Here is a 21,177-nt window from a genome sequence, read left to right as displayed (position 1 = left end):
GGTCTGTCACCCTGTCGGTGTCGTCCGACCCGTAGGAGCCGCTCCGTGGCGCCCATTCCCTTGCAGCGGGACACCGTGCAGCGTCCCACCACCCGTGCCGGGGGCGCGCACGGCCCGCGCCTGGCCAGTCGCACCAGCCTGCCCGGGATACCGCTCGCCCCGTCCGCCGCCCGGCGGTTCGTGCGGGCCGCGCTCGCGGAGTGGACCGGGCTCGGGGTGCCCGCCGCCGTGGGCTTCAGCGACCGGCTGGCCGACGACGCCGTGACCGTCACCAACGAGCTGGTCACCAACGCCGTCGTGCACGCCGGCACCACCGTCGACCTGGTCCTCAGGCTGGAGGAGGAGGGCGGCGACGAGCCGTCCGCCGCCCTCGTCCTGGAGGTCACCGACCACCACCCGGCCCGCCCGGTCAGCGGCGACGAGCCGGAGCCCGCACCCGAACCGGGCCGGGCGGTCGCGGGGGAGCTGCCGGACCCCGCCGAGTACGGCCGGGGCCTCCAGCTCGTCGCGACCCTCGCCGACTCCTGGGGCATCACCTACCGCACCGGCCTCAAGACCGTCTGGGCCCGCCTCCCCGTTGACGACTGGAGCGCCCCGCCCGCCCCGCCCGACGGAGAGGCCCTGCGGCGCGGTCTGCGCGCCGCCGAGATCCTCGCCCCCGCCGCCCGGCGCACCGAACGCGACGACGCGGTCTGGGACAGCCGGGGCGCCCCCGCCTTCCTCGCCGAGGCCTCCGATCTGCTCGCCGGGCAGCTCGACGAGGACCTGGTGGCCGCCATAGCGGGCCAGCTGCTGGTGCCCCGGCTCGCCGACTGGTGCGCGATCTGGCTGGAGACCGAGGGCGGGGGACCGGCTGCCGAACCCCGGCTCGCCCGGGTCTGGCACAGCGACGAGGCCGGCGCCGAGCCCCTGCGCACCGCTCTGGAGCGGGCCCCGGTCACCCTGCCCGCCGGGGCGGGCTCCGGCCCCGTCCCCGTGCCCTGGCCCGCGCACCCCGGCCACCCCGCCGATCAGCCCGGGGAGGCCGAGGACGCCGCACCGCCGCAGCCCGGCGGCCGGGACGGGGCCGCGCTCGCGTTCCGCATCACCGCCGGGGGCAGGATGCTCGGCACCGTCCTCGTCGGGCGGGAGGGCGACGCCCAGGTCCCCGAGGCCGTCTCCTCGCTGATCGAGGACTTCGTCCGCCGCCTCGGCCTCGCCGTCGGCGCCGCCCGCGCCTACACCCGGCAGGCCACCATCAGCCGGATCCTCCAGCGCGGCCTGCTCCCCAGCAAGGTCGCGGACATCCCCGGCGTCACCAGCTCCCTCGTCTACGAACCGAGCGACGACGGCGTGGTCGGCGGTGACTTCTACGACATCTTCCCGTGCCCCGGCGACCGCTGGTGCTTCGTCCTCGGCGACGTCCAGGGCTCGGGCCCCGAGGCCGCCGTCGTCACCGGTCTCGCCCGCCCCTGGCTCCGCCTGCTCTCCCGGGAGGGCTTCGGCGTCGGGGAGGTCCTGGACCGGCTGAACCGCCTCCTCCTCGACGACGCCATGGAGGCCGCCGAGGCCGCCGCCCTGATGGTCGCCGCCGCCGGGGGCCAGCAGCTCCACGACGGCACCCAGTCGCGGTTCCTCTCCCTGCTGTACGGGGAGGTCGTGCCGCTCCCCGACGGCGGGGTCCGCTGCACGGTGGCCAGCGCCGGACACCCGCTGCCCCTGCTGCTGCGCCCCGACGGCTCCGTACGCCCGGCCGCCGAGCCCCAGGTGCTGCTCGGGGTCGTCGAGGACGTGGCGTACGAGAGCCAGGTCTTCGACCTCGCGCCCGGGGACACCCTGCTCTGTGTCACCGACGGGGTGACCGAGCGGCGGTCGGGCCCGCTGATGTTCGACGACGGGGACGGGCTGGCCCGGGTGCTCGCCGGATGCGCCGGGCTGCCCGCCGAGGCCACCGCCGAGAAGATCCGGCGTGCGGTCCACGAGTTCGCCGAGCAGCCCCCGGACGACGACGTGGCCCTGCTGGTCCTGCACGCGGACTGAACGGGCCGGACCGGGCTCGGACCGGGCCGCCGAGCCCGCCCGGTCCGGGAAGCTCCGGCGGCGAGCGACAATGGTCGGTATGCCTTCCGTACTGCCCGATGGTGAGCCCGTGCCCGACGACGGGGCGCTGCCCCGCCACGCCCTGGAAGGCGCCGCCGACCGCCCGCTCGGCTTCTACCTGCACGTTCCGTACTGCGCCACGCGCTGCGGCTACTGCGACTTCAACACCTACACCGCCACCGAGCTGCGTGGCTCCGGCGGTGCGCTGGCCTCCCGCGACAACTACGCCGTCCACCTGATCGAGGAGGTCCGCCAGGCCCGCAAGGTCCTCGGCGACGACCCCCGCCCGGTCCGTACCGTCTTCGTCGGCGGCGGCACGCCCACGCTCCTCCCCGCCGCCGACCTCGTCCGCATGCTGGGCGCGATCCGGGACGAGTTCGGGCTCGCGGACGACGCCGAGATCACCACCGAGGCCAACCCCGAGTCCGTCGACCCGGCCTACCTCGAAGCCCTGCGCGAGGGCGGCTTCAACCGGGTCTCCTTCGGGATGCAGAGCGCCAAGCAGCACGTCCTGAAGATCCTCGACCGCACGCACACCCCCGGCCGCCCCGAGGCCTGCGTCGCCGAGGCGCGTGCGGCGGGCTTCGACCACGTCAACCTGGACCTGATCTACGGCACCCCCGGCGAGTCCGACGACGACTGGCGGGCCACCCTGGACGCCGCGATCGGCGCGGGCCCCGACCACGTGTCGGCGTACGCCCTGATCGTCGAGGAGGGCACCCAGCTCGCCCGCCGCATCCGGCGCGGCGAGATCCCGATGACCGACGACGACGCCCACGCCGACCGCTATCTCATCGCGGACGAGGCCTTCGCCGCCGCCGGTTTCCACTGGTACGAGGTCTCCAACTGGGCCACCACCGAAGCCGGCCGCTGCCTCCACAACGAGCTGTACTGGCGCGGCGCCGACTGGTGGGGCGCGGGCCCCGGCGCCCACAGCCACGTCGGCGGCGTGCGCTGGTGGAACGTGAAGCACCCCGGCGCGTACGCCCAGGCGCTCGCCGAGGGCCGCTCGCCCGGCGCGGGCCGCGAGATCCTCGCCGAGGAGGACCGCCGGGTCGAGCGCATCCTGCTGGAGCTGCGGCTGCGCGAGGGCTGCCCGCTGGACCTGCTCAAACCCGACGGCCTCGCCGCCTCCCGCCGCGCCCTGAACGACGGGCTGCTGGAGGCGGAGCCGTACGACAAGGGCCGCGCGGTCCTCACCCTGCGCGGGCGGCTCCTCGCCGACGCCGTCGTCCGCGACCTGGTCGACTGAGCCCCGGGGACGACGGCCTCACGGTGCGTCGACCGAGCCCCCGGAACGACGGCCTCACGGCTTGCAGTCCTTCGCCGTCAGCGGCGGCGCGACCCCGGCCGGCTTGCCGCAGACCAGCGTCCGCTCCGCGCTCGGCCCCGGCCGGACCACCTTGACGATGTTCAGGCCGTGCACATTGTCCGAGACCGAGGACCGCGCCCTGCTGAACGAGATCGTCCCCGTCGGCATGTTGTTCAGATCCACCGTGTGCAGCGTCGCCCAGGTCTCGGCGGCGCTGCGCGGTTCGTCCCCGCGTGCGGCAGCGTCGTACAGGGCCGCCGCCGCGCTGTAGGAGATGACGATCTGCCCGCTGGCGAACAGATCGTCCTCGTACACCGGCAGCCCCGAGGCCAGCGCGATGGGCTCGCCCTCGGGGTGCAGGTCCCGCAGCGTGCGGTACGCGTCCCCGTAGAAGCCGAGGTTCTTCCCCCGGTCCAGCGGGGCCAGCGACGAGTGGTACAGCGTGACGTTCGCCGCGATGGACGTGCTGTCGTCGAACGTCCCCTTCGACAGGTCGTCCCCGGTGAAGACCGTCATCTTCCGGTCCGAGCACCCGGTGGTGACCGACAGACCGTCCATCAGGGCCGGGACGTCCTCGACGCGCCCGGCGAAGTACAACGCGTCCGGAACCCGCTCGCCCTGGCAGATGGTGGTCAGCGGGGTGTTCAGACTGGCCTCGCCCACCAGGTCGTAGTACATGTCCCCGCCCAGCGAGAAGCCCGCTTCCCGGAGCATCTCCTTCCCCGCGGCACGCTGTTCGGCGGTGTAGCGGTCCTTGTCCCCGTTGCGGGCCCGGCGCGACAGCACGATCGCCTGCGGGTCGTCCAGCTTCCGTGCGACCTGACCCGCGACCAGCCCCAAGGCGTACGTCTGCTCCTCGTCCGTCGCCGCGAGCCCGAAGTAGTTCGGGTACTGCCGGGGGAGGCTGCTGCTGGAGTTCGTCGTGTTCACCAGCGGCAGCCCGGCCTCGCGCAGCAGCTCCGCCGCGTCGTCGCTCTCGTCGGTGTTCCGGCCGAGGCCCACCACGCCCACCACCGTGGGGTCCCGCTCCGCCACCTCGATGATCTTGCGGACGGCGGTGAGCTGCCGCAGCATGTCCTCGCCGCCGTTGGCGAGAAGCACCCGCAGTTTGACCGACCGCCGCACGGTCCTGTTCACCGACTGCTGCTGGAGGTAGACGCCGGTCAGCTCCTCCAGGCCCTTGCGGGTCGCCTCGCGCTCGTCGCCCCTGGCGGTGAGCGGACCGGCGTAGACCACCGTGACGTACCGGCCGTCCTTCTCGACGGTCCGGTTCTCCTCCCGGATCGCCCGCTCGATCCGGTCGAACGTGACGCCCTTCCCGGCCCCGCTCAGCTCCAGGCCGTTGCCGCGCGCGAACCGCACCTCCGGCACGGTCGCCACGCCGACGCACTCCCGGTCCCCGCCCTCACCGATCCAGATCGCGTCAGTGCTCCGGTCGGTCAGCGGCCCGTGGCAGTAGGCGTCCCGCCAGTGCCCGGCCCACAGGAACGCCCCCAGCAGGCTGCCCACCACGACCAGGGCGATGCTCGCCCGCGACATCACCCACCACGCCCAGGTCCGCCGCACCCGGTAGGTGACGAGCTGGGCGTGCGCGTGCTCGTGGGTCAGTTTCTCCGTGGACAGCGGCAGCCGCAGCACCCACGCCAGCGTCGCCGCCGCCACCGGCGACTGGCCCAGGCTCAGAGCGTCCACCCAGCGTTCGTAGCGGGCCCTGGCCCCCGAGGAGGCCGCCGGACCCGTGCCGGACCGTTCCGGCGGCAGCGGCGGGGTGTGCCGCATGATCTCGGAGGCCGGCAGCGAGGCGAGGAGCAGCAGCGGATCGACCTCACTGCGCCGCGACCGTACGTTGTTGATCGCGTTGATCAGCAGGATGCCGCCGTTGTCCTGCGTGGCCCGGGGCAGGAACACCACCGGCGGAACCGTCCGCTTGCTGCGCCGCCAGTCCAGCGCGTGCGGGCGGTAGGCGTACCGCAGGTCCTCCAGCAGCGCCTGCACCCGCAGCTCCAGATGGAACTGGCGCGCGTGCTCCGTCTGCTCGTCGTCCGCCCCCGCTTCCGCCACCCGCACCGCGACGGCCGCGGCCCGGGCCCGGATCACCCGCCACGACCCGCTCGGCGAGAACCAGGACCAGCCGTCGGAGGGATAGCCCGTGCTGGAGGCTGCCAGCGAGGAGGTGGTGGCCAGCCAGCGGCTGGCCCCGCGCAGCCACAGCAGCGGCGGCGCGGCCCGGGTCATCAGCCCCACCACGGCCAGGGCTATCAGCGCGAGGGCCGCCACCAGGGCCGTCAGCAGCCAGTCGATCTCCCCGAGCAGCACGCTGAGCAGGGCGATGAACAGCGCCCCGACGAAGGTCTCCGGCCGCACCGAGTCCCGCAGCGAGTTCCACCAGGAGCCCCGGCGCGGGCGGTCGGCCCGCCACCTGAGCCGGCTCAGCTGCTCCAGAATCCTTTCCCCGGGCACCTCCGAGGGGCTGCCGGACTGCTCCACGACCGTCGCGGTGGCCTGCTCGATCGCCCCGAGCAGCCGCGAGCGCGGAAAGGAGAAGTTCTTGTACTGGGTGGTGTCGCGGGTCTCCCACGGCTTCTCGGAGAGCGTGCGCACCATGTCCAGCGCCGCTTCGTACGGAGTGTCCCCCCGGCCCTCCAGCAACTGCACCGGCACCCGGCGCAGCGCGTTCGCCTCGTGCACCTGGCGCACGAGGCGCTCGACCCGGTCGTCGATCTCCGGCCCGGCCCCGGCGTCCGCCGCCTGGGCCACCACGAGCGGCATCACCGGCCGGTTGACCCGGTACCGGTCGATCAGTTGCTGCATCAGGTGGAAGACGGCCGAAGCCGCCTCGTTGTCCGCACTGTCCCGCCACACCTCGCGCGCCATCGTCCCGTGCCCTTCCCCCGTGAACCGCCGGCCCGTTCGCACCCTCGGTAACCCTCAATAACCGATGGTGCGTGTGGGACGCAGGCATTCATAGAGATCGGTACGTGATCGTCCGGGACAGGCCGGTCTCAGCCCGGGGACATCAGTCCGGAAGGGTGACGAAGTCGATCAATTCCTCCACCCGGCCCAGCAGTTGGGGTTCCAGGTCCTTGTAGCTGCGGACCTTCGACAGAATGTGCTGCCAGGCGGCCCCGGTGTTCTCCGGCCACCCCAGCGCACGGCACACGCCGGTCTTCCAGTCCTGGCCCCTCGGCACCACCGGCCAGGCGTCGATCCCCACCGAGGACGGCTTCACCGCCTCCCACACGTCGATGTAGGGGTGCCCCACCACCAGCACGTGGTCCCCGGTCACCTGAGCCGCGATCCGGGACTCCTTGGAGCCGGGCACCAGATGGTCCACCAGCACGCCGAGCCGCGCGTCCGGACCGGGCCCGAACTCCCCGACGATCGCCGGAAGGTCGTCGACGCCCTCCAGGTACTCCACGACGACGCCCTCGATGCGCAGGTCGTCGCCCCACACCCGTTCCACCAGCTCCGCGTCGTGCCGCCCCTCCACATAGATCCGCCCGGCCCGCGCCACCCGGGCCCGCGCGCCGGGCACCGCCACCGAACCGGAGGCCGTACGGGTGGGACGCACGGGACCGCCGGGGCCCGGGCGCACCAGCGTGACGACCTTGCCCTCCAGCAGGAAGCCGCGCGGCTCCATCGGGAACACCCGGTGCTTGCCGAACCGGTCCTCCAGGGTCACCGTCGGCCCCTGGGCGGTCTTCTCGCAGCGGATCACCGCCCCGCAGAAGCCGGTGGCGACCTCCTCCACGACCAGATCGGGTTCGGCGGGCACCTCGGGCACGGGGGCGGACCGCTTCCACGGCGGGGTCAGGTCCGGCTGGTAGCTGCGCATGGCCCGACGATAATCGGCCCGCCGCCGTGAAGAACCTCACGCCGCCACGAAGATCCTCGACGCCGCCGAGGAGATGCTCACGTCGCAGCGAAAGTCTTCGACGCCGCCGCGAAGACGCTCACACCGCCGCGAACCGCTCCGCCAGCGTCGCCCGTTGCTTCCGGACGAACGCCGCGTCCACCACCGCTCCGTGCCCCGGTACGTACAGCGCGTCCTCGCCGCCCAGTTCCAGCAGCCTCGCCAGCGCGGCCGGCCAGCGCGCGGGGTCCGCGTCCGGGCCCGCCTGCGGATCGCCCGACTCCTCGACCAGATCGCCGCAGAGCACCACCGGAGGCTCGCCGTCCGAGCCCGGCACCACCACCGCGAGGTCATGGCCGCTGTGGGCGGGGCCCAGATCGGCCAGCAGCACCCGCCGCCCGCCGCCCAGGTCGAGCGTCCGCTCGCCGTGCACCTCGTGGTGCGGCACCACCAGCGTGTCCGCCGACCGGGCCGCCTCGTCCTCGGGGACGCCCTGCCGCACGGCGTCCCCGTACAGCGCCTGCTCCCCGTTCCGCAGCAGGGCGGTCAGCCCCGCCGAGCCGTACACCTGGACCCCGGCGAACGCCGCCGTGCCCAGTACATGATCGAAATGGGGGTGGCTCAGTGCGATATGCGTCACCCTGCGGCCGAGCAGCGCCTCGGCCTGCCGCCGCAGCTCCACGCCCTCGCGCAGCGTCGAACCGGTGTCGTACAGCAGCACCCCCTCCGCACCGGCGACCAGCGCGACGGTGGCGTCCCAGCCCGGGAGCCGCCGCCGGCCGACACCGTTGCCCAACCGCTCCCACCCGAAGTCTTCCCAAGCGACGTCCATACCAGGACGCTATCGGCATCGACCTGCGCGGTCCCGTGGCGGGGCGGCCGGTCGCCCTTGCCCAGGCCCCACCCCACCCCCGTACACTGACGACGGGATTGCTGGCACTCGTACGCACCGAGTGCCAGTCGGAGACCGGAGACGGACAGCTGGAGGTGTGCGCGATGCTCAGCGAACGCAGACTCGAAGTGCTGCGCGCCATCGTCCAGGACTACGTCGGCACCGAGGAGCCCGTCGGCTCCAAGGCGCTGACCGAGCGGCACCGGCTGGGAGTCTCCCCGGCCACCGTCCGCAACGACATGGCGGTGCTGGAGGACGAGGGCTTCATCGCCCAGCCGCACACGAGCGCGGGGCGCATCCCCACCGACAAGGGGTACCGCCTCTTCGTCGACAAGCTCGCGGGCGTCAAGCCGCTGTCCTCGCCCGAGCGCCGGGCCATCCAGAACTTCCTCGACGGCGCGGTCGACCTCGACGACGTGGTCGGCCGGACGGTGCGGCTGCTCGCGCAGCTGACCCGGCAGGTCGCCGTCGTGCAGTACCCCTCGCTGACCCGCTCGACGGTGCGGCACGTGGAGCTGCTCTCGCTCGCCCCCGCCCGGCTGATGCTGGTCCTGATCACGGACACCGGCCGGGTCGAACAGCGTATGATCGACTGCCCTGCGCCGTTCGGTGAGACATCGCTGGCGGATCTGCGGGCCCGGCTCAACAGCCGGGTCGTCGGACGACGCTTCGCGGATGTCCCGCGCCTGGTGCAGGAGCTGCCGGAATCCTTCGACAGCGAGGACCGGGGGACGGTTTCCACGGTTCTCTCCACCCTCCTCGAAACACTCGTCGAGGAGACGGAGGAGCGGCTGATGATCGGCGGCACCTCCAACCTCACCCGCTTCGGACACGACTTCCCGGTGATGATCCGGCCGGTGCTGGAAGCACTGGAGGAGCAGGTCGTCCTGCTGAAGCTGCTCGGTGAGGCCACGGACTCCGGCATGACCGTACGGATCGGGCATGAGAACGCCCACGAGGGGCTCAACTCCACGTCCGTCGTCGCGGTCGGCTACGGTTCGGGCGACGAGGCAGTCGCCAAACTCGGCGTGGTCGGACCGACCCGCATGGACTACCCCGGAACGATGGGAGCGGTACGCGCAGTGGCACGTTACGTCGGACAGATCCTGGCGGAGTCGTAAGTGGCCACGGACTACTACGCCGTACTCGGCGTGCGCCGCGACGCATCTCAGGACGAGATCAAGAAGGCATTCCGTCGGCTCGCCCGCGAGCTGCACCCGGATGTCAACCCGGACCCGAAGACCCAGGAGCGGTTCAAGGAGATCAACGCCGCTTACGAGGTGCTCTCGGACCCGCAGAAGAAGCAGGTCTACGACCTCGGCGGCGACCCGCTCTCCGCGAACGGCGGAGGCGGCGGTGCGGGCGGTTTCGGAGCCGGCGGCTTCGGCAACTTCTCCGACATCATGGACGCCTTCTTCGGCAACGCCGCGCAGCGCGGGCCCCGTTCGCGGACCCGGCGCGGCCAGGACGCCATGATCCGCCTGGAGATCGACCTCAACGAGGCGGCCTTCGGCACCACCAAGGACATCCAGGTCGACACGGCCGTCGTCTGCAACACCTGCAGCGGCGAGGGCGCGGCCCCCGGCACCTCCGCCCAGACCTGTGACATGTGCCGCGGACGCGGCGAGGTCTCCCAGGTCACCCGGTCCTTCCTGGGCCAGGTCATGACCTCGCGGCCCTGCCCGCAGTGCCAGGGCTTCGGCACCGTCGTGCCCACCCCGTGCCCGGAGTGCGCCGGCGACGGCCGTATCCGCTCGCGGCGCACGCTCACGGTCAAGATCCCCGCGGGCGTCGACAACGGCACCCGTATCCAGCTCGCCGGAGAGGGCGAGGTCGGCCCCGGCGGCGGCCCGCCCGGCGACCTGTACGTCGAGATCCACGAGCTGCCGCACTCCGTCTTCCAGCGGCGCGGCGACGATCTGCACTGCACGGTCACCATCCCCATGACGGCCGCGGCCCTCGGCACCAAGTGCCCGCTGGAGACGCTGGACGGCCTGGAGGAGATCGACATCCGGCCCGGCACCCAGTCCGGCCAGTCCGTGCCCCTGCACGGACGCGGGATCACGCATCTGCGCGGAGGCGGGCGGGGCGACCTGATCGTGCACGTCGAGGTGATCACCCCGTCCAAGCTCGACCCCGAGCAGGAGCGGCTGCTGCGAGAGCTGGCCAAGCTGCGCGGCGAGGAACGGCCCCTGGGTCAATTCCAGCCAGGTCAGCAGGGCCTCTTCTCCCGTCTGAAGGACGCGTTCAACGGCCGCTGAACCGCTTTCCGCCTTTCACCGCACCGCCCGCCGGTTCTTCACCGGCGGGCGGTGCGGCGTTCGGCGGGAGAACCGGTCAGGCCGTCGGCTGGCTGATTCGGCCCCGTGCACGGGACGTGGCACGATGCGCTCATGTCCTCCGAGTTGACCGATCTCTGCCGGTATCCGATCGTGCAGGCCCCCATGGCGGGCGGCACGTCCGGACCTCAGCTCGCCGGGGCCGTCGCCGAAGCCGGCGGGCTCGGATTCCTGGCCGCCGGGTACAAAACGGCGGACGGAATGTACAACGAGATCAAACAGCTCCGCCGGCTCACCTCCGGCCCGTTCGGCGTCAACCTCTTCATGCCGCAGCCGGCACTCGCCGACCCCAGCGCCGTCGAGGTCTACCGCCACCAGCTCGCCGGCGAGGCCGCCTGGTACGAGACCCCGCTCGGCGACCCGGACAGCAGCGGCGACGACGGCTACGAGGCGAAGGTCGCGATCCTGCTCGACGATCCGGTCCCGGTCGTCTCCTTCACCTTCGGCTGCCCCACCCGCGACACCCTGGACGCCTTCGCCCGCGCCGGTACGCACACCATCGTCACGGTCACCTCCGCCGAGGAGGCCCAGAGCGCCCAGTGGGCGGGCGCCGACACCGTCTGCGTCCAGGGCGTCGAGGCGGGCGGCCACCAGTCCACCCACCGCGACGACCCGCAGCTCGACCAGACCGGCACCGGGCTGCTCTCCCTCGTCGCCCAGGTCCGCGAGACCGTGCAGCTCCCGATCGTCGCCACCGGCGGCGTGATGCGCGGCTCCCAGATCGCCGCCGTCCTCGCGGCGGGCGCGGACGCCGCCCAGCTCGGCACCGCCTTCCTGGTCTGCCCCGAGTCCGGCGCGCACCTGCTGCACAAGCAGGCCCTGACCAACCCCCTGTTCGTCCGCACCGAGCTGACCCGCGCCTTCTCCGGGCGGCCCGCCCGCGGCCTGGTCAACCGCTTCGTCCGCGAGCACGGCCCGTACGCCCCCGCCGCCTACCCCCAGGTCCACTACGTCACCAGCGGGCTGCGCCAGGCCGCCGCCAAGGCCGGGGACGCCCAGGGCATGGCCCTGTGGGCCGGACAGGGCCACCGGATGGCCCGCGAACTGCCCGCGGGCGAGCTGATCGAGCTGCTCGCCGCCGAACTGGAGGCCGCCAGGGCGGCCCTGAGCATGAGGAGCCCCCGGTGACCGCACCGGTCTTCGTCGTCGAACGGATGCCCACCGGAACGGAGTTCGTCCTGGAAGGCCCCGAGGGACGGCACGCCGTCTCCGTCAAGCGGCTCCAGCCCGGGGAGGACGTCATCCTCACCGACGGACTCGGCCACTGGGCGGAGGGCGAGGTCCGCTCCGCCGAGGGCAAGGACCGCCTCACCGTCACACTCCACGCGGGCGTCCAGGAGGAGCCGGAGCCCACGCCCCGGATCACCGTCGTCCAGGCCCTCCCCAAGGGCGACCGGGGCGAACTGGCCGTCGAGACGATGACCGAGACCGGCGTCGACGCGATCGTGCCCTGGCAGGCCGCCCGCTGCATCACCCAGTGGAAGGGCGACCGGGGCGCGAAGGCCCTGACGAAGTGGCGCAGCACGGCACGCGAGGCGGGCAAGCAGTCCCGCCGGGTGCGCTTCCCCGAGGTGGCCGAGGCCATGACGACCAAGCAGGTCGCGGCCCTGCTCGCCGGAGCCGACTTCGCCGGGGTCCTCCACGAGGACCGCGACCACGACAGCACCCCGCTCGCCACCGCCGAACTCCCGGCCGAGGGCACGATCGTGCTCGTCGTCGGCCCCGAGGGCGGCGTCTCCCCGCAGGAACTGACCGCCTTCGCCGAGGCGGGCGCCCGCCCCTACCGGCTCGGCCGCAGCGTGCTGCGTACGTCCACGGCGGGGACGGCGGCGACCGCGCTGCTGCTGGGACGCACCGGCCGCTGGGGATAAAGCGCTGCCGGGACGCACCGTGCCGCAGGCGTGAACCGTGCCCGGCGGCCCGGCAAGAGGCTCTAGCATGAGCCGTACTGATCATCAGCGAATGAGGAGGCCCGGCGCCATGGCGGGAGAGCCGCAGTCCGACTGCCTGTTCTGCAAGATCGTCTCGGGGGACATCCCGGCGACCATCGTCCGCGAGAGCGGGACCACCGTCGCCTTCCGCGACATCAACCCGCAGGCCCCCACCCACGTCCTGGTCATCCCCAAGGTCCACTACCCGGACGCCGCCTCCCTCGCCGCCGCCGAACCGCAGATCGCCGCCGACGTGCTGACCGAGGCCGGAGCGGTCGCCGCCGACGAGAAGATCGACTCCACCGGCTACCGGGTCATCTTCAACACGGGGTCCGGCGCCGGCCAGACCGTCTTCCACGCGCACGCCCACGTCCTGGGCGGCCGCGGCCTCCAGTGGCCCCCCGGATAACCCTTCCCGTACAGCAGCAGCGCAGGAGCGTTTCCCCATGTCCGTACGCGAGCTGGTGGTGCTCGGCACCGCCAGCCAGGTCCCCACCCGTCACCGTAACCACAACGGCTATCTGCTGCGCTGGGACGGCGAGGGCATCCTCTTCGACCCCGGCGAGGGCACCCAGCGCCAGATGCTGCGGGCCGGGGTCGCCGCGCACGACATCCACCGGATCTGCGTCACCCACTTCCACGGCGACCACTCCCTCGGGCTCGCCGGGGTGATCCAGCGGATCAACCTGGACCAGGTGCCGCACCCGGTCACCGCCCACTACCCGGCGAGCGGGCAGCACTTCTTCGACCGGCTGCGGTACGCCACCGCCTACCGCGAGACCGTCGAGCTGGCCCAGGACCCCGTCGCCGGGGACGGCGGAATCCTCGCCACCACCCCCGCGTACACCCTGGACAGCCATCGGCTCTCGCACCCCGTCGAGTCGTACGGCTACCGCCTCACCGAGCCCGACACCCGCCGTATGCTGCCCGCCCTGCTCAAGGAGCACGGCATCGCCGGACCGGACGTGGGCCGCCTCCAGCGCGAGGGCTCCCTGGGCGGCGTCACGCTGGAGCAGGTCTCCGAGCACCGGCGCGGGCAGCGGTTCGCGTTCGTCATGGACACCCGGCTCTGCGACGGGGTGTACGCGCTCGCCGAGGGCTGCGACATGCTCGTCATCGAGTCGACCTTCCTCGACGAGGACGAGAAACTCGCCGTCGACCACGGCCACCTGACCGCCGGACAGGCCGCCCGGGTCGCGACGGAGGCGGGCGTCCGCCACCTCGTGCTCACCCACTTCTCCCAGCGCTACAACGACCCGGAACTCTTCGAGACCCAGGCCCGCGCCGCCGGGTTCGACGGCGAACTCACCGTCGCCCAGGACCTCATCCGCGTCCCGCTCCCCACCCGGCACCACTGACCCCACCAGCACCACCGTTTGCGAGACACCGTGCACCTCCCCAAGGCCGAACTCCACCTCCACATCGAAGGCACCCTCGAACCCGAGCTGGCCTTCGCCCTCGCGGAACGCAACGGGGTGACCCTGCCGTACGCCACCACCGAAGAACTGCGCGCCGCCTACCAGTTCGACGACCTCCAGTCCTTCCTGGACCTCTACTACGCGCTGATGGCCGTCCTGCGCACCGAGGACGACTTCGCCGAACTCGCCGACGCCTACCTCGCCCGCGCCGCCGCCCAGGGGGTCCGGCACGCCGAGATCTTCTTCGACCCGCAGGCCCACACCGCCCGGGGCGTCCCCATCGGCACGGTCATCGAAGGGCTCGGCCGCGCGCTGGAGCGCAGCGAGGAGACCCACGGCGTCTCCACCCAGCTCATCCTGTGCTTCCTGCGCGACCTGTCCGCCGAATCGGCCCTCGGCACCCTCGACGCGGCCAAGCCGTACCTCCACCGGATCAGCGCCGTCGGCCTGGACTCCGCCGAGGTCGGCCACCCGCCCGCCAAGTTCCGTGAGGTGTACGAGGCGGCCACCGCGCTCGGCCTGCGCAAGGTGGCCCACGCGGGGGAGGAGGGCCCGCCGGAGTACATCCGGGAGGCCCTGGACATCCTCGGCGTCGAGCGCGTCGACCACGGGCTGCGCTGCATGGAGGACCCGGAGCTGGTGGCACGGCTGGTCGCGGACCGGGTGCCGCTCACGCTCTGCCCGCTTTCCAATGTACGGCTGCGCACGGTCGACAAGCTGACCGACCACCCGCTGCCCGCGATGCTGGCCGCCGGACTGCACTGCACGGTCAACTCCGACGACCCCGCCTACTTCGGCGGGTACGCCGGAGATAACTTCGACGCCGTCCGTGACGCGCTCGCCCTGGACCCGGAGCAGCTGCGCACCCTGGCCCGCAACTCCTTCGAGGCGGCCTTCCTCGACCACGACGAGGAGCGCCGGGCGCGCTACCTGGCCGAGGTCGAGGCGTACGCGTTCGACTGACCGGAACCGCCGTCCGGACCGGCTGTCCGGATCGCACTGCGCACCAGCCGCCTGCGCCGTACGCGCAGTTCCGTGACGGCCTGCTCCGGCGAGCCGAGTTTCGGCACCGCGCCGGACAGGCCGCCGGTGGTGGCGGCGAGCAGCGCGGCCGGGGCGCCACCGCGACGGCGTACCGAACCGGGCACCAGCGGACGGCCGCCGGTGTGCAGCGCCACGGCGGTCACCGGGGCGGCGACCAGCAGGGTGGCCGCCCCCAGGATGAGCCCCATCGCCGGATAGCCGGCCTCCTCGGAGAGCACGCTGCCCAGCAGCGGGCCGCAGGCCACCCCTATCGAAGAGGCCGAGCCCGCCAGCACCGCCCAGCGGCCGCGTATGTCCAGCGAGGCGGCCAGCCCGATCAGGTAGGAGAGGACCACCGGGTAGACGGTGTTCCACATGATCTCGCCGGTCGCGAACGAGCCGAGGTCCCGGGCCGACGAGCTGAGCACGATGCTCGCGGCGATGACCACGGTCCCGAGCCCGATCGGCACCGCCCGGCCGAGCCGGGCGCCGAGCAGCCCGGCACCGGTCACCCCGAGCAGCCCGGCACCGAGCGCGGCGGCGAACACCGCGCCGACGGTGACCTCGGACAGCCCCGCCTGGTCGAGGCCGATGCGGCTGCTCACGCCCCACAGCGCGTTCTGCGCCATGGACCAGACGAGCATGCCGCCCGCCAGGACGAGCCCGGAGCGGCGGTGCGGCAGCCGGCCCGTGATCGGCGAGCTGGTCTCCTCCGCCGTCCGCGCGCCGTCGAGCCGGGCGGTCGCGGGCCAGACGAGCAGGGCGACCAGGGCGATCGCGGCGAAGGGAAGCCGGTGGCCGCCGCCGAGGTGAGGGATGGTCAGGTAGAGGACGCCCGCCGTGGCGGACACGGTGAGCAGTCCGAGCGAGGAGGTCCGGTGCGGGTCGCGCCGGGCGGCGATCCCGGATGCCGCGACCGCCGTCGCCGTGCCCGAGCCGAAGCCGCCGACCATCACACCGAGCACCACCAGCGGCACGGACCCGGCGAGCGCGGCACAGCCGTAGCCGACGGCGGCGAGTATCAGTCCGGCGCGGGCAGGGGTACGGGCCCCGAACCGCTCGACCCGGCCCGCGAGGGCGAAGCCGGCACCGGCCGAGCTGAGGAGCAGGGCGCTGCCGACCAGACCGGCCTGGGCGGGACTCAGCCCGAGATGAGCGCTGAGCCGGCCGACGACGGTGGGGAGGAGATAAGAGGCGAGGTAACCGGCGGTGAACACGGCCACCAGGGGCCACGCGGCACCAGGGCGCGAGGACATGGGCGTTCCTGAAGACATGCCTGAGCAGGCGGGGGGAGGGGAGGGGGTACGGCGAAAAGGCAAGGGGGAGGTAGGGCGGGGCGCTGCGGGAAGGCAGCGGGAGGTGGGGCGGGGGTACTGCGCGAAGGCAGGGGGAGGCAAGGCAAGGGGTACTGCGGGAAGGCATGGGGGTGCTGCGGGAGGTATGGCGCTATGCCAGGGGATTGCGGCTCTCGTCGGACAACGTCCCCGAAGGTGCTCGCGGGGCAATTTGTATCAAGCGCTTCCGGCTCCCCGAAAGTCGCCCCGATGTGATCTGGATCACTTATGCGTTTATGCAGTCGAACGCCGGGTATTAGCGCATGTTTATGCAGGTCAGGCGTGCTGCGAACACATGGGCGCGGACACTGCGTTCCCCTCCGCGGATCGGGCAGACTGACCGCACCTCACACGGTCCGGATCCCGCCGCGATCCGCCGCACGACCCCGGGAGCGCACGGTGAGCACAGACACTCCGGGCATCGACCCGCTGGAGGCGCTGCGCGCCCCGCGCGACCCCGCCTGCGACGTCTTCCTGACAGGCCCGGTCTTCCTCGACATCATCTTCACGGGCCTCGACAGCGCCCCCGTGCGCGGCACCGAGTCCTGGGCCCGGGGGATGGGCTCCAGCCCCGGCGGCGTCGCCAACATGGCCACCGCCCTCGCCCGCCTCGGGCTGCACACCTCCCTCGCCGCCGCCTTCGGGGACGACCACTACGGCGAGTACTGCTGGGACGCCCTGGAACAGGGCGAGGGCATCGACCTGTCGATGTCGCACACCGTCCCCGGCTGGCACTCCCCGGTCACCGTCTCCATGGCGTACGAGGGCGAGCGCACGATGGTCTCGCACGGCCACGAGGCCCCCGCCCCGGCGCCCGACGCCGGAACCGGAAGCCGGGCAGGGGCCGCCGGGACCGAAAGCTCCACCGGGACCACCGAAACCGGAACCTCCACCGGGACCCCCGAAAACGGAACTTCCACCGGCGCCGCCGCCCCGGTCTTCCCGCAGTGTCCGCCGCGCGCCCGCGCCGCCATCGCCTCGCTCGCCCCGGGCCGGAGCGAGCCCTGGGTGGCCACCGCCGCCCGGGACGGTGCGCTGGTCTTCGGCGACGTCGGGTGGGACGAGACCGGCCGCTGGGACCTGGACGCCCTGCCCGACCTGGCGCACTGCGAGGCGTTCCTGCCCAACGCGGAGGAGGCGATGCGCTACACCCGTACCGACTGCCCGCGCGCCGCCGCGCACGCGCTCGCCGAACGCGTCCCGCTCGCTGTGGTCACCCTCGGTGCGGAGGGCGCGTACGCCGTCGACGGGCGCACCGGCACCGCAGCGGCCGTGCCCGCCATCGAGGTGGAGGCGCTCGATCCGACCGGGGCGGGGGACGTCTTCGTCGCCGGTTTCGTGACCGGCACCCTCGCCGACTGGCCGCTCGCCGACCGGCTCGCCTTCGCCGGGCTCACCGCCGCCCTCTCGGTCCAGGAGTTCGGCGGCTCGCTCTCCGCCCCCGGCTGGGCCGAGATCGCCGCCTGGTGGCAGCTGATCCGCACCTGCGACCGCCAGGACCCGGCCGCCCTGGAGCGCTACGCCTTCCTGGACGACCTGCTGCCCGCCACGGCCCGCGCCTGGCCGCTGCGGCGCGCCGTGCCCACGATCGGCTTCCGCCAGTGAGCGGGCGGCGGCCGGTCCCACACGCGGACGCCGGGCCGCGTCGCACACACGGCCGGTAAAACCCCTCGGTGTTGTCACTGCCAGGTCGTAGGCTTGGTAATCCAGAGGTTGTCGAGCAGCGAGAACCCTGCAACGGGAGGTATGCGCAGGCCATAGGGCCGGCCCATGACTCAGTCACCCACACAGCCGCAGGCGCGTGCCCAGATCAGGATCCCGGCCGCACACCCCATGGTGATGCTCCTCGGATCGGGCGACTCGCTGTTGCGCGTGATCGAAGAGGCTTTCCCGGCGGCCGACATCCATGTCCGGGGCAACGAGATCAGTGCCACGGGTGAGGCCGCAGACGTCGCTCTCATCCAACGCCTGTTCGACGAGATGATGCTCGTGCTCCGCACCGGAGCGCCGATGACGGAGGACGCAGTGGAACGGTCGATCGCCATGCTCAGGGCGGCCGGCAACGGACAGGGAGACCCCCAGGGCGAGACGCCCGCCGAGGTGCTCACGCAGAACATCCTCTCCAACCGCGGCCGCACCATCCGCCCCAAGACGCTCAACCAGAAGCGGTACGTGGACGCGATCGACGAGCACACGATCGTGTTCGGCATCGGCCCCGCCGGTACGGGCAAGACCTACCTCGCCATGGCCAAGGCGGTCCAGGCCCTGCAGTCCAAGCAGGTCAGCCGGATCATCCTGACCCGGCCCGCGGTCGAGGCGGGGGAGCGGCTCGGCTTCCTGCCGGGCACCCTGTTCGACAAGATCGACCCGTATCTGCGCCCGCTCTACGACGCGCTGCACGACATGCTCGACCCCGACTCGATCCCGCGGCTGATGGCGGCGGGCACGATCGAGGTCGCGCCCCTGGCGTACATGCGTGGCAGGACCTTGAATGACGCCTTCATCATCCTCGACGAGGCGCAGAACACCAGCGCCGAGCAGATGAAGATGTTCCTCACCCGCCTCGGCTTCGACTCCAAGATCGTCATCACCGGTGACATCACCCAGGTCGACCTGCCGAGCGGTACCAAGAGCGGTCTGCGGCAGGTCCAGGAGATCCTGGAGGGTGTGGAGGACGTGCACTTCTCCCGCCTCACCTCCCAGGATGTCGTCCGGCACAAGCTCGTCGGCCGTATCGTCGACGCGTACGAGAAGTACGACAGCCGAAACGGTCAGCAGGACGGTCGGGCGGAAGGCCGCCAGGACGACCGGCGCGACCGTCGAAAAGGGAAGTAGCCGCAGCGCACCATGTCGATCGACGTCAACAACGAGTCCGGAACCGAGGTCGACGAGCAGGCGATCCTCGACATCGCCCGCTACGCACTGGCCCGGATGCGGATCCACCCGCTGTCCGAGCTCTCGGTGATCGTGGTGGACACCGACGCCATGGAGCAGCTGCACATCCAGTGGATGGACCTCCCCGGTCCGACCGATGTCATGTCCTTCCCGATGGACGAGCTGCGTCCGCCGGCCAAGGACGACGAGGAGCCCCCGCAGGGGCTCCTCGGTGACATCGTGCTCTGCCCGGAGGTCGCGAAGAAGCAGGGCGAAGAGGCCCCGACGCAGCACTCCATGGACGAGGAGCTCCAGCTCCTGACCGTCCACGGGGTGCTGCACCTGCTGGGGTACGACCACGAGGAGCCGGACGAGAAGGCCGAGATGTTCGGTCTCCAGGCCGCCATCGTGGACGGCTGGCGCGGCGAGCACGGGCTCACCGGCGCGTCCCCCGCCCCCACCGTCTCGTGAGCACCCCGTTGATCGTCGGCGCCGTCCTGCTGGTCATGGTCGGCTGGCTGGCCGCCTGCGCCGAGGCCGGCATCGCCCGCACCTCCAGCTTCCGGGCGGACGAGGCGGTCCGGTCCGGCCGGCGCGGCAGCGCGAAGCTCGCGCAGATCGCGGCCGACCCGACCCGCTATCTCAACGTCGCCCTGCTGGTGCGGGTCGCCTGCGAGATGTCGGCCGGAGTCCTCGTCACCTACGTCTGCCTCCAGGAGTTCCCCGAGACCTGGGAGGCGCTGGCCGTCGCGATGGGCGTGATGGTCCTCGTCTCCTACGTCGCCATCGGCGTCTCCCCGCGCACCATCGGCCGCCAGCACCCGCTGAACACGGCCACGGCCTCGGCGTACGTCCTGCTCCCGCTGGCCAGGATCATGGGCCCGATCCCGCAGCTGCTGATCCTCGTCGGCAACGCCCTGACCCCGGGCAAGGGGTTCCGCAAGGGCCCCTTCGCCAGCGAGGCGGAACTGCGCGCGATGGTCGACCTCGCCGAGGCCGAGTCGCTCATCGAGGACGACGAGCGCCGCATGGTGCATTCGGTCTTCGAGCTGGGCGACACCCTGGTCCGCGAGGTCATGGTGCCGCGCACCGACCTTGTCTCCATCGAGCGCTACAAGACGATCCGCCAGGCCCTCACCCTCGCCCTGCGCTCCGGCTTCTCCCGGATACCGGTCACGGGGGAGAACGAGGACGACGTCGTCGGGATCGTCTATCTCAAGGACCTCGTCCGCAAGACGCACATCAACCGCGAGTCCGAGGCCGACCCCGTCTCCACCGCGATGCGCCCCGCCGCCTTCGTCCCCGACACCAAGAACGCCGGGGACCTCCTGCGCGAGATGCAGCAGGACCGCAGCCATGTCGCGGTCGTCATCGACGAGTACGGCGGCACCGCCGGCATCGTCACCATCGAGGACATCCTGGAGGAGATCGTCGGCGAGATCACCGACGAGTACGACCGGGAACTGCCGCCCGTCCAGGAGCTGGAGAACAACTGCTACCGGGTCACCGCCCGCCTCGACATCGGGGACCTCGGCGACCTCTTCGGGCTCGACGAGTACGACGACGAGGACGTGGAGACCGTCGGCGGCCTGCTCGCCAAGGCGCTCGGCCGGGTCCCGATCGCCGGTGCCTCCGCCGTCGTCGAACTGCCGGACCAGCGCCGGCTCCGGCTCACCGCGGAGTCCCCGGCGGGCCGCCGGAACAAGATCGTCACGGTGCTCGTGGAGCCGGAGCACCAGGAACCCGAGGAGAAGGAAGCGGAATGACGCCGGAGCGGCTGAGGGCCTTCTGCCTGGAGTTCAACGCGAGCGTCGAGGAGTTCCCGTTCGGCCCGGAGACCTCGGTCTTCAAGGTGCTCGGCAAGATGTTCGCCCTCACCGCCCTGGACGCCCGCCCGCTCACCGTCAACCTCAAGTGCGACCCCGACGAGGCGATCCGCCTGCGCGAGACGCACACCGCGGTCGTGCCCGGCTGGCACATGAGCAAGCGGCACTGGAACACGGTCACCGTCTCCGGCGTCCCCGACCGGCTGCTGCGCGAGATGATCGAGGACTCCTACGACCTGGTGGTCGCCGGACTCCCGAAAGCGGAACGGCTCCGCCTGGACCGGCCGTAGGCCGTC

At 72.4% G+C, this 21,177-nt stretch carries 18 protein-coding genes; 14 read left to right on the top strand and 4 right to left on the bottom strand.

The genetic code is table 11. From position 1 onward, the window contains the following. The first annotated feature begins 45 nt into the window (after window positions 1–45). Both IE134_RS11450 and hemW read left to right on the top strand, forming a co-directional pair. The gene (locus IE134_RS11450) at window positions 46–2,019 is read left to right on the top strand and encodes an ATP-binding SpoIIE family protein phosphatase (protein WP_189430368.1); all 1,974 of its coding nucleotides are present in this window, start codon (window positions 46–48) and stop codon (window positions 2,017–2,019) included. A gap of 70 nt (window positions 2,020–2,089) precedes the next feature. Next, window positions 2,090–3,331, top strand: coding sequence for a radical SAM family heme chaperone HemW (gene hemW, locus IE134_RS11445; RefSeq protein ID WP_098018368.1), 1,242 nt, complete (start codon window positions 2,090–2,092; stop codon window positions 3,329–3,331). Between the two features lie 54 nt (window positions 3,332–3,385). On the opposite strand, the gene IE134_RS11440 is transcribed toward hemW, so the two are convergent. From IE134_RS11440 to IE134_RS11430, 3 genes are all read right to left on the bottom strand, one after another. After that, window positions 3,386–6,265: an ABC transporter substrate-binding protein gene (locus IE134_RS11440; RefSeq protein WP_098894470.1), complete on the bottom strand. Its 2,880-nt coding sequence runs from the start codon at window positions 6,263–6,265 to the stop codon at window positions 3,386–3,388. 142 nt (window positions 6,266–6,407) lie between these two features. After that, complete coding sequence (locus IE134_RS11435; protein ID WP_006124342.1) at window positions 6,408–7,226, bottom strand: DUF3097 domain-containing protein; 819 nt, start codon at window positions 7,224–7,226, stop codon at window positions 6,408–6,410. A gap of 118 nt (window positions 7,227–7,344) precedes the next feature. After that, window positions 7,345–8,076 carry an MBL fold metallo-hydrolase gene (locus IE134_RS11430; protein ID WP_189430366.1) on the bottom strand — a complete coding sequence of 244 codons (732 nt, stop codon included), beginning with the start codon at window positions 8,074–8,076 and terminating at the stop codon, window positions 7,345–7,347. 164 nt (window positions 8,077–8,240) lie between these two features. Here IE134_RS11430 and hrcA point away from each other — a divergent pair, with 164 nt between their 5' ends. The 7 genes from hrcA to IE134_RS11395 all read left to right on the top strand — a co-directional run bounded on the left by hrcA (window position 8,241) and on the right by IE134_RS11395 (window position 14,787). Continuing rightward, window positions 8,241–9,257, top strand: a complete 1,017-nt coding sequence (hrcA, locus tag IE134_RS11425; protein ID WP_010064157.1) for a heat-inducible transcriptional repressor HrcA — start codon at window positions 8,241–8,243, stop codon at window positions 9,255–9,257. Further along, entirely contained in the window at window positions 9,258–10,397 is a 1,140-nt protein-coding gene (dnaJ, locus tag IE134_RS11420; RefSeq protein WP_030708262.1) for a molecular chaperone DnaJ, read from the top strand. A gap of 132 nt (window positions 10,398–10,529) precedes the next feature. Beyond that, on the top strand, window positions 10,530–11,603 hold the full coding sequence (locus tag IE134_RS11415; protein WP_030708257.1) for a nitronate monooxygenase: 1,074 nt from the start codon (window positions 10,530–10,532) through the stop codon (window positions 11,601–11,603). Then, complete coding sequence (locus IE134_RS11410) at window positions 11,600–12,346, top strand: 16S rRNA (uracil(1498)-N(3))-methyltransferase (RefSeq protein ID WP_098894471.1); 747 nt, start codon at window positions 11,600–11,602, stop codon at window positions 12,344–12,346. Before IE134_RS11415 ends, IE134_RS11410 begins: the two co-directional genes overlap by 4 nt. 109 nt (window positions 12,347–12,455) lie before the next feature. Next, window positions 12,456–12,815: a histidine triad nucleotide-binding protein gene (locus IE134_RS11405; protein WP_030708253.1), complete on the top strand. Its 360-nt coding sequence runs from the start codon at window positions 12,456–12,458 to the stop codon at window positions 12,813–12,815. 37 nt (window positions 12,816–12,852) lie between these two features. Continuing rightward, window positions 12,853–13,764: a ribonuclease Z gene (locus tag IE134_RS11400; protein ID WP_030708251.1), complete on the top strand. Its 912-nt coding sequence runs from the start codon at window positions 12,853–12,855 to the stop codon at window positions 13,762–13,764. 30 nt (window positions 13,765–13,794) lie between these two features. Further along, window positions 13,795–14,787, top strand: a complete 993-nt coding sequence (locus tag IE134_RS11395; RefSeq protein WP_032784933.1) for an adenosine deaminase — start codon at window positions 13,795–13,797, stop codon at window positions 14,785–14,787. On the opposite strand, the gene IE134_RS11390 is transcribed toward IE134_RS11395, so the two are convergent. After that, window positions 14,751–16,103 carry an MFS transporter gene (locus IE134_RS11390; protein WP_030708247.1) on the bottom strand — a complete coding sequence of 451 codons (1,353 nt, stop codon included), beginning with the start codon at window positions 16,101–16,103 and terminating at the stop codon, window positions 14,751–14,753. The genes IE134_RS11395 and IE134_RS11390 overlap by 37 nt on opposite strands. 477 nt (window positions 16,104–16,580) lie before the next feature. Between IE134_RS11390 and IE134_RS11385 the strand changes: the two genes are divergently transcribed. From IE134_RS11385 to IE134_RS11365, 5 genes are all read left to right on the top strand, one after another. Next, window positions 16,581–17,786 carry a carbohydrate kinase family protein gene (locus tag IE134_RS11385; protein WP_030708245.1) on the top strand — a complete coding sequence of 402 codons (1,206 nt, stop codon included), beginning with the start codon at window positions 16,581–16,583 and terminating at the stop codon, window positions 17,784–17,786. 165 nt (window positions 17,787–17,951) lie between these two features. Continuing rightward, on the top strand, window positions 17,952–19,016 hold the full coding sequence (locus IE134_RS11380) for a PhoH family protein (protein WP_078862966.1): 1,065 nt from the start codon (window positions 17,952–17,954) through the stop codon (window positions 19,014–19,016). A gap of 12 nt (window positions 19,017–19,028) precedes the next feature. Further along, window positions 19,029–19,526 (top strand): rRNA maturation RNase YbeY, encoded by a 498-nt coding sequence (ybeY, locus tag IE134_RS11375; RefSeq protein ID WP_003969265.1) that lies wholly within the window; start codon window positions 19,029–19,031, stop codon window positions 19,524–19,526. Next, window positions 19,523–20,821: a hemolysin family protein gene (locus IE134_RS11370; RefSeq protein ID WP_126931390.1), complete on the top strand. Its 1,299-nt coding sequence runs from the start codon at window positions 19,523–19,525 to the stop codon at window positions 20,819–20,821. The genes ybeY and IE134_RS11370 overlap by 4 nt, the downstream gene beginning before the upstream one ends. Further along, window positions 20,818–21,171 carry an MmcQ/YjbR family DNA-binding protein gene (locus tag IE134_RS11365; RefSeq protein ID WP_030708237.1) on the top strand — a complete coding sequence of 118 codons (354 nt, stop codon included), beginning with the start codon at window positions 20,818–20,820 and terminating at the stop codon, window positions 21,169–21,171. The genes IE134_RS11370 and IE134_RS11365 overlap by 4 nt, the downstream gene beginning before the upstream one ends. The last annotated feature ends 6 nt before the right edge of the window (window positions 21,172–21,177 follow it).

It is taken from the genome of Streptomyces rubiginosohelvolus (assembly GCF_014649875.1).
Taxonomy (GTDB): domain Bacteria; phylum Actinomycetota; class Actinomycetes; order Streptomycetales; family Streptomycetaceae; genus Streptomyces; species Streptomyces rubiginosohelvolus.
The sequence above is the reverse complement of the archived record's forward strand: the minus strand, read 5'-3'. Positions and strand labels throughout refer to the sequence as shown.

Bases quoted from the DNA above. Each gene is read 5' to 3' on its own strand.
- hemW (WP_098018368.1), top strand. From the start codon at position 2,090: ATGGTCGGTATGCCTTCCGTACTGCCCGATGGTGAGCCCGTGCCCGAC.
- IE134_RS11440 (WP_098894470.1), bottom strand. From the start codon at position 6,265: ATGGCGCGCGAGGTGTGGCGGGACAGTGCGGACAACGAGGCGGCTTCG.
- IE134_RS11435 (WP_006124342.1), bottom strand. From the start codon at position 7,226: ATGCGCAGCTACCAGCCGGACCTGACCCCGCCGTGGAAGCGGTCCGCC.
- IE134_RS11430 (WP_189430366.1), bottom strand. From the start codon at position 8,076: ATGGACGTCGCTTGGGAAGACTTCGGGTGGGAGCGGTTGGGCAACGGT.
- hrcA (WP_010064157.1), top strand. From the start codon at position 8,241: ATGCTCAGCGAACGCAGACTCGAAGTGCTGCGCGCCATCGTCCAGGAC.
- IE134_RS11415 (WP_030708257.1), top strand. From the start codon at position 10,530: ATGTCCTCCGAGTTGACCGATCTCTGCCGGTATCCGATCGTGCAGGCC.
- IE134_RS11405 (WP_030708253.1), top strand. From the start codon at position 12,456: ATGGCGGGAGAGCCGCAGTCCGACTGCCTGTTCTGCAAGATCGTCTCG.
- IE134_RS11400 (WP_030708251.1), top strand. From the start codon at position 12,853: ATGTCCGTACGCGAGCTGGTGGTGCTCGGCACCGCCAGCCAGGTCCCC.
- IE134_RS11390 (WP_030708247.1), bottom strand. From the start codon at position 16,103: ATGTCCTCGCGCCCTGGTGCCGCGTGGCCCCTGGTGGCCGTGTTCACC.
- IE134_RS11380 (WP_078862966.1), top strand. From the start codon at position 17,952: ATGACTCAGTCACCCACACAGCCGCAGGCGCGTGCCCAGATCAGGATC.
- ybeY (WP_003969265.1), top strand. From the start codon at position 19,029: ATGTCGATCGACGTCAACAACGAGTCCGGAACCGAGGTCGACGAGCAG.
- IE134_RS11365 (WP_030708237.1), top strand. From the start codon at position 20,818: ATGACGCCGGAGCGGCTGAGGGCCTTCTGCCTGGAGTTCAACGCGAGC.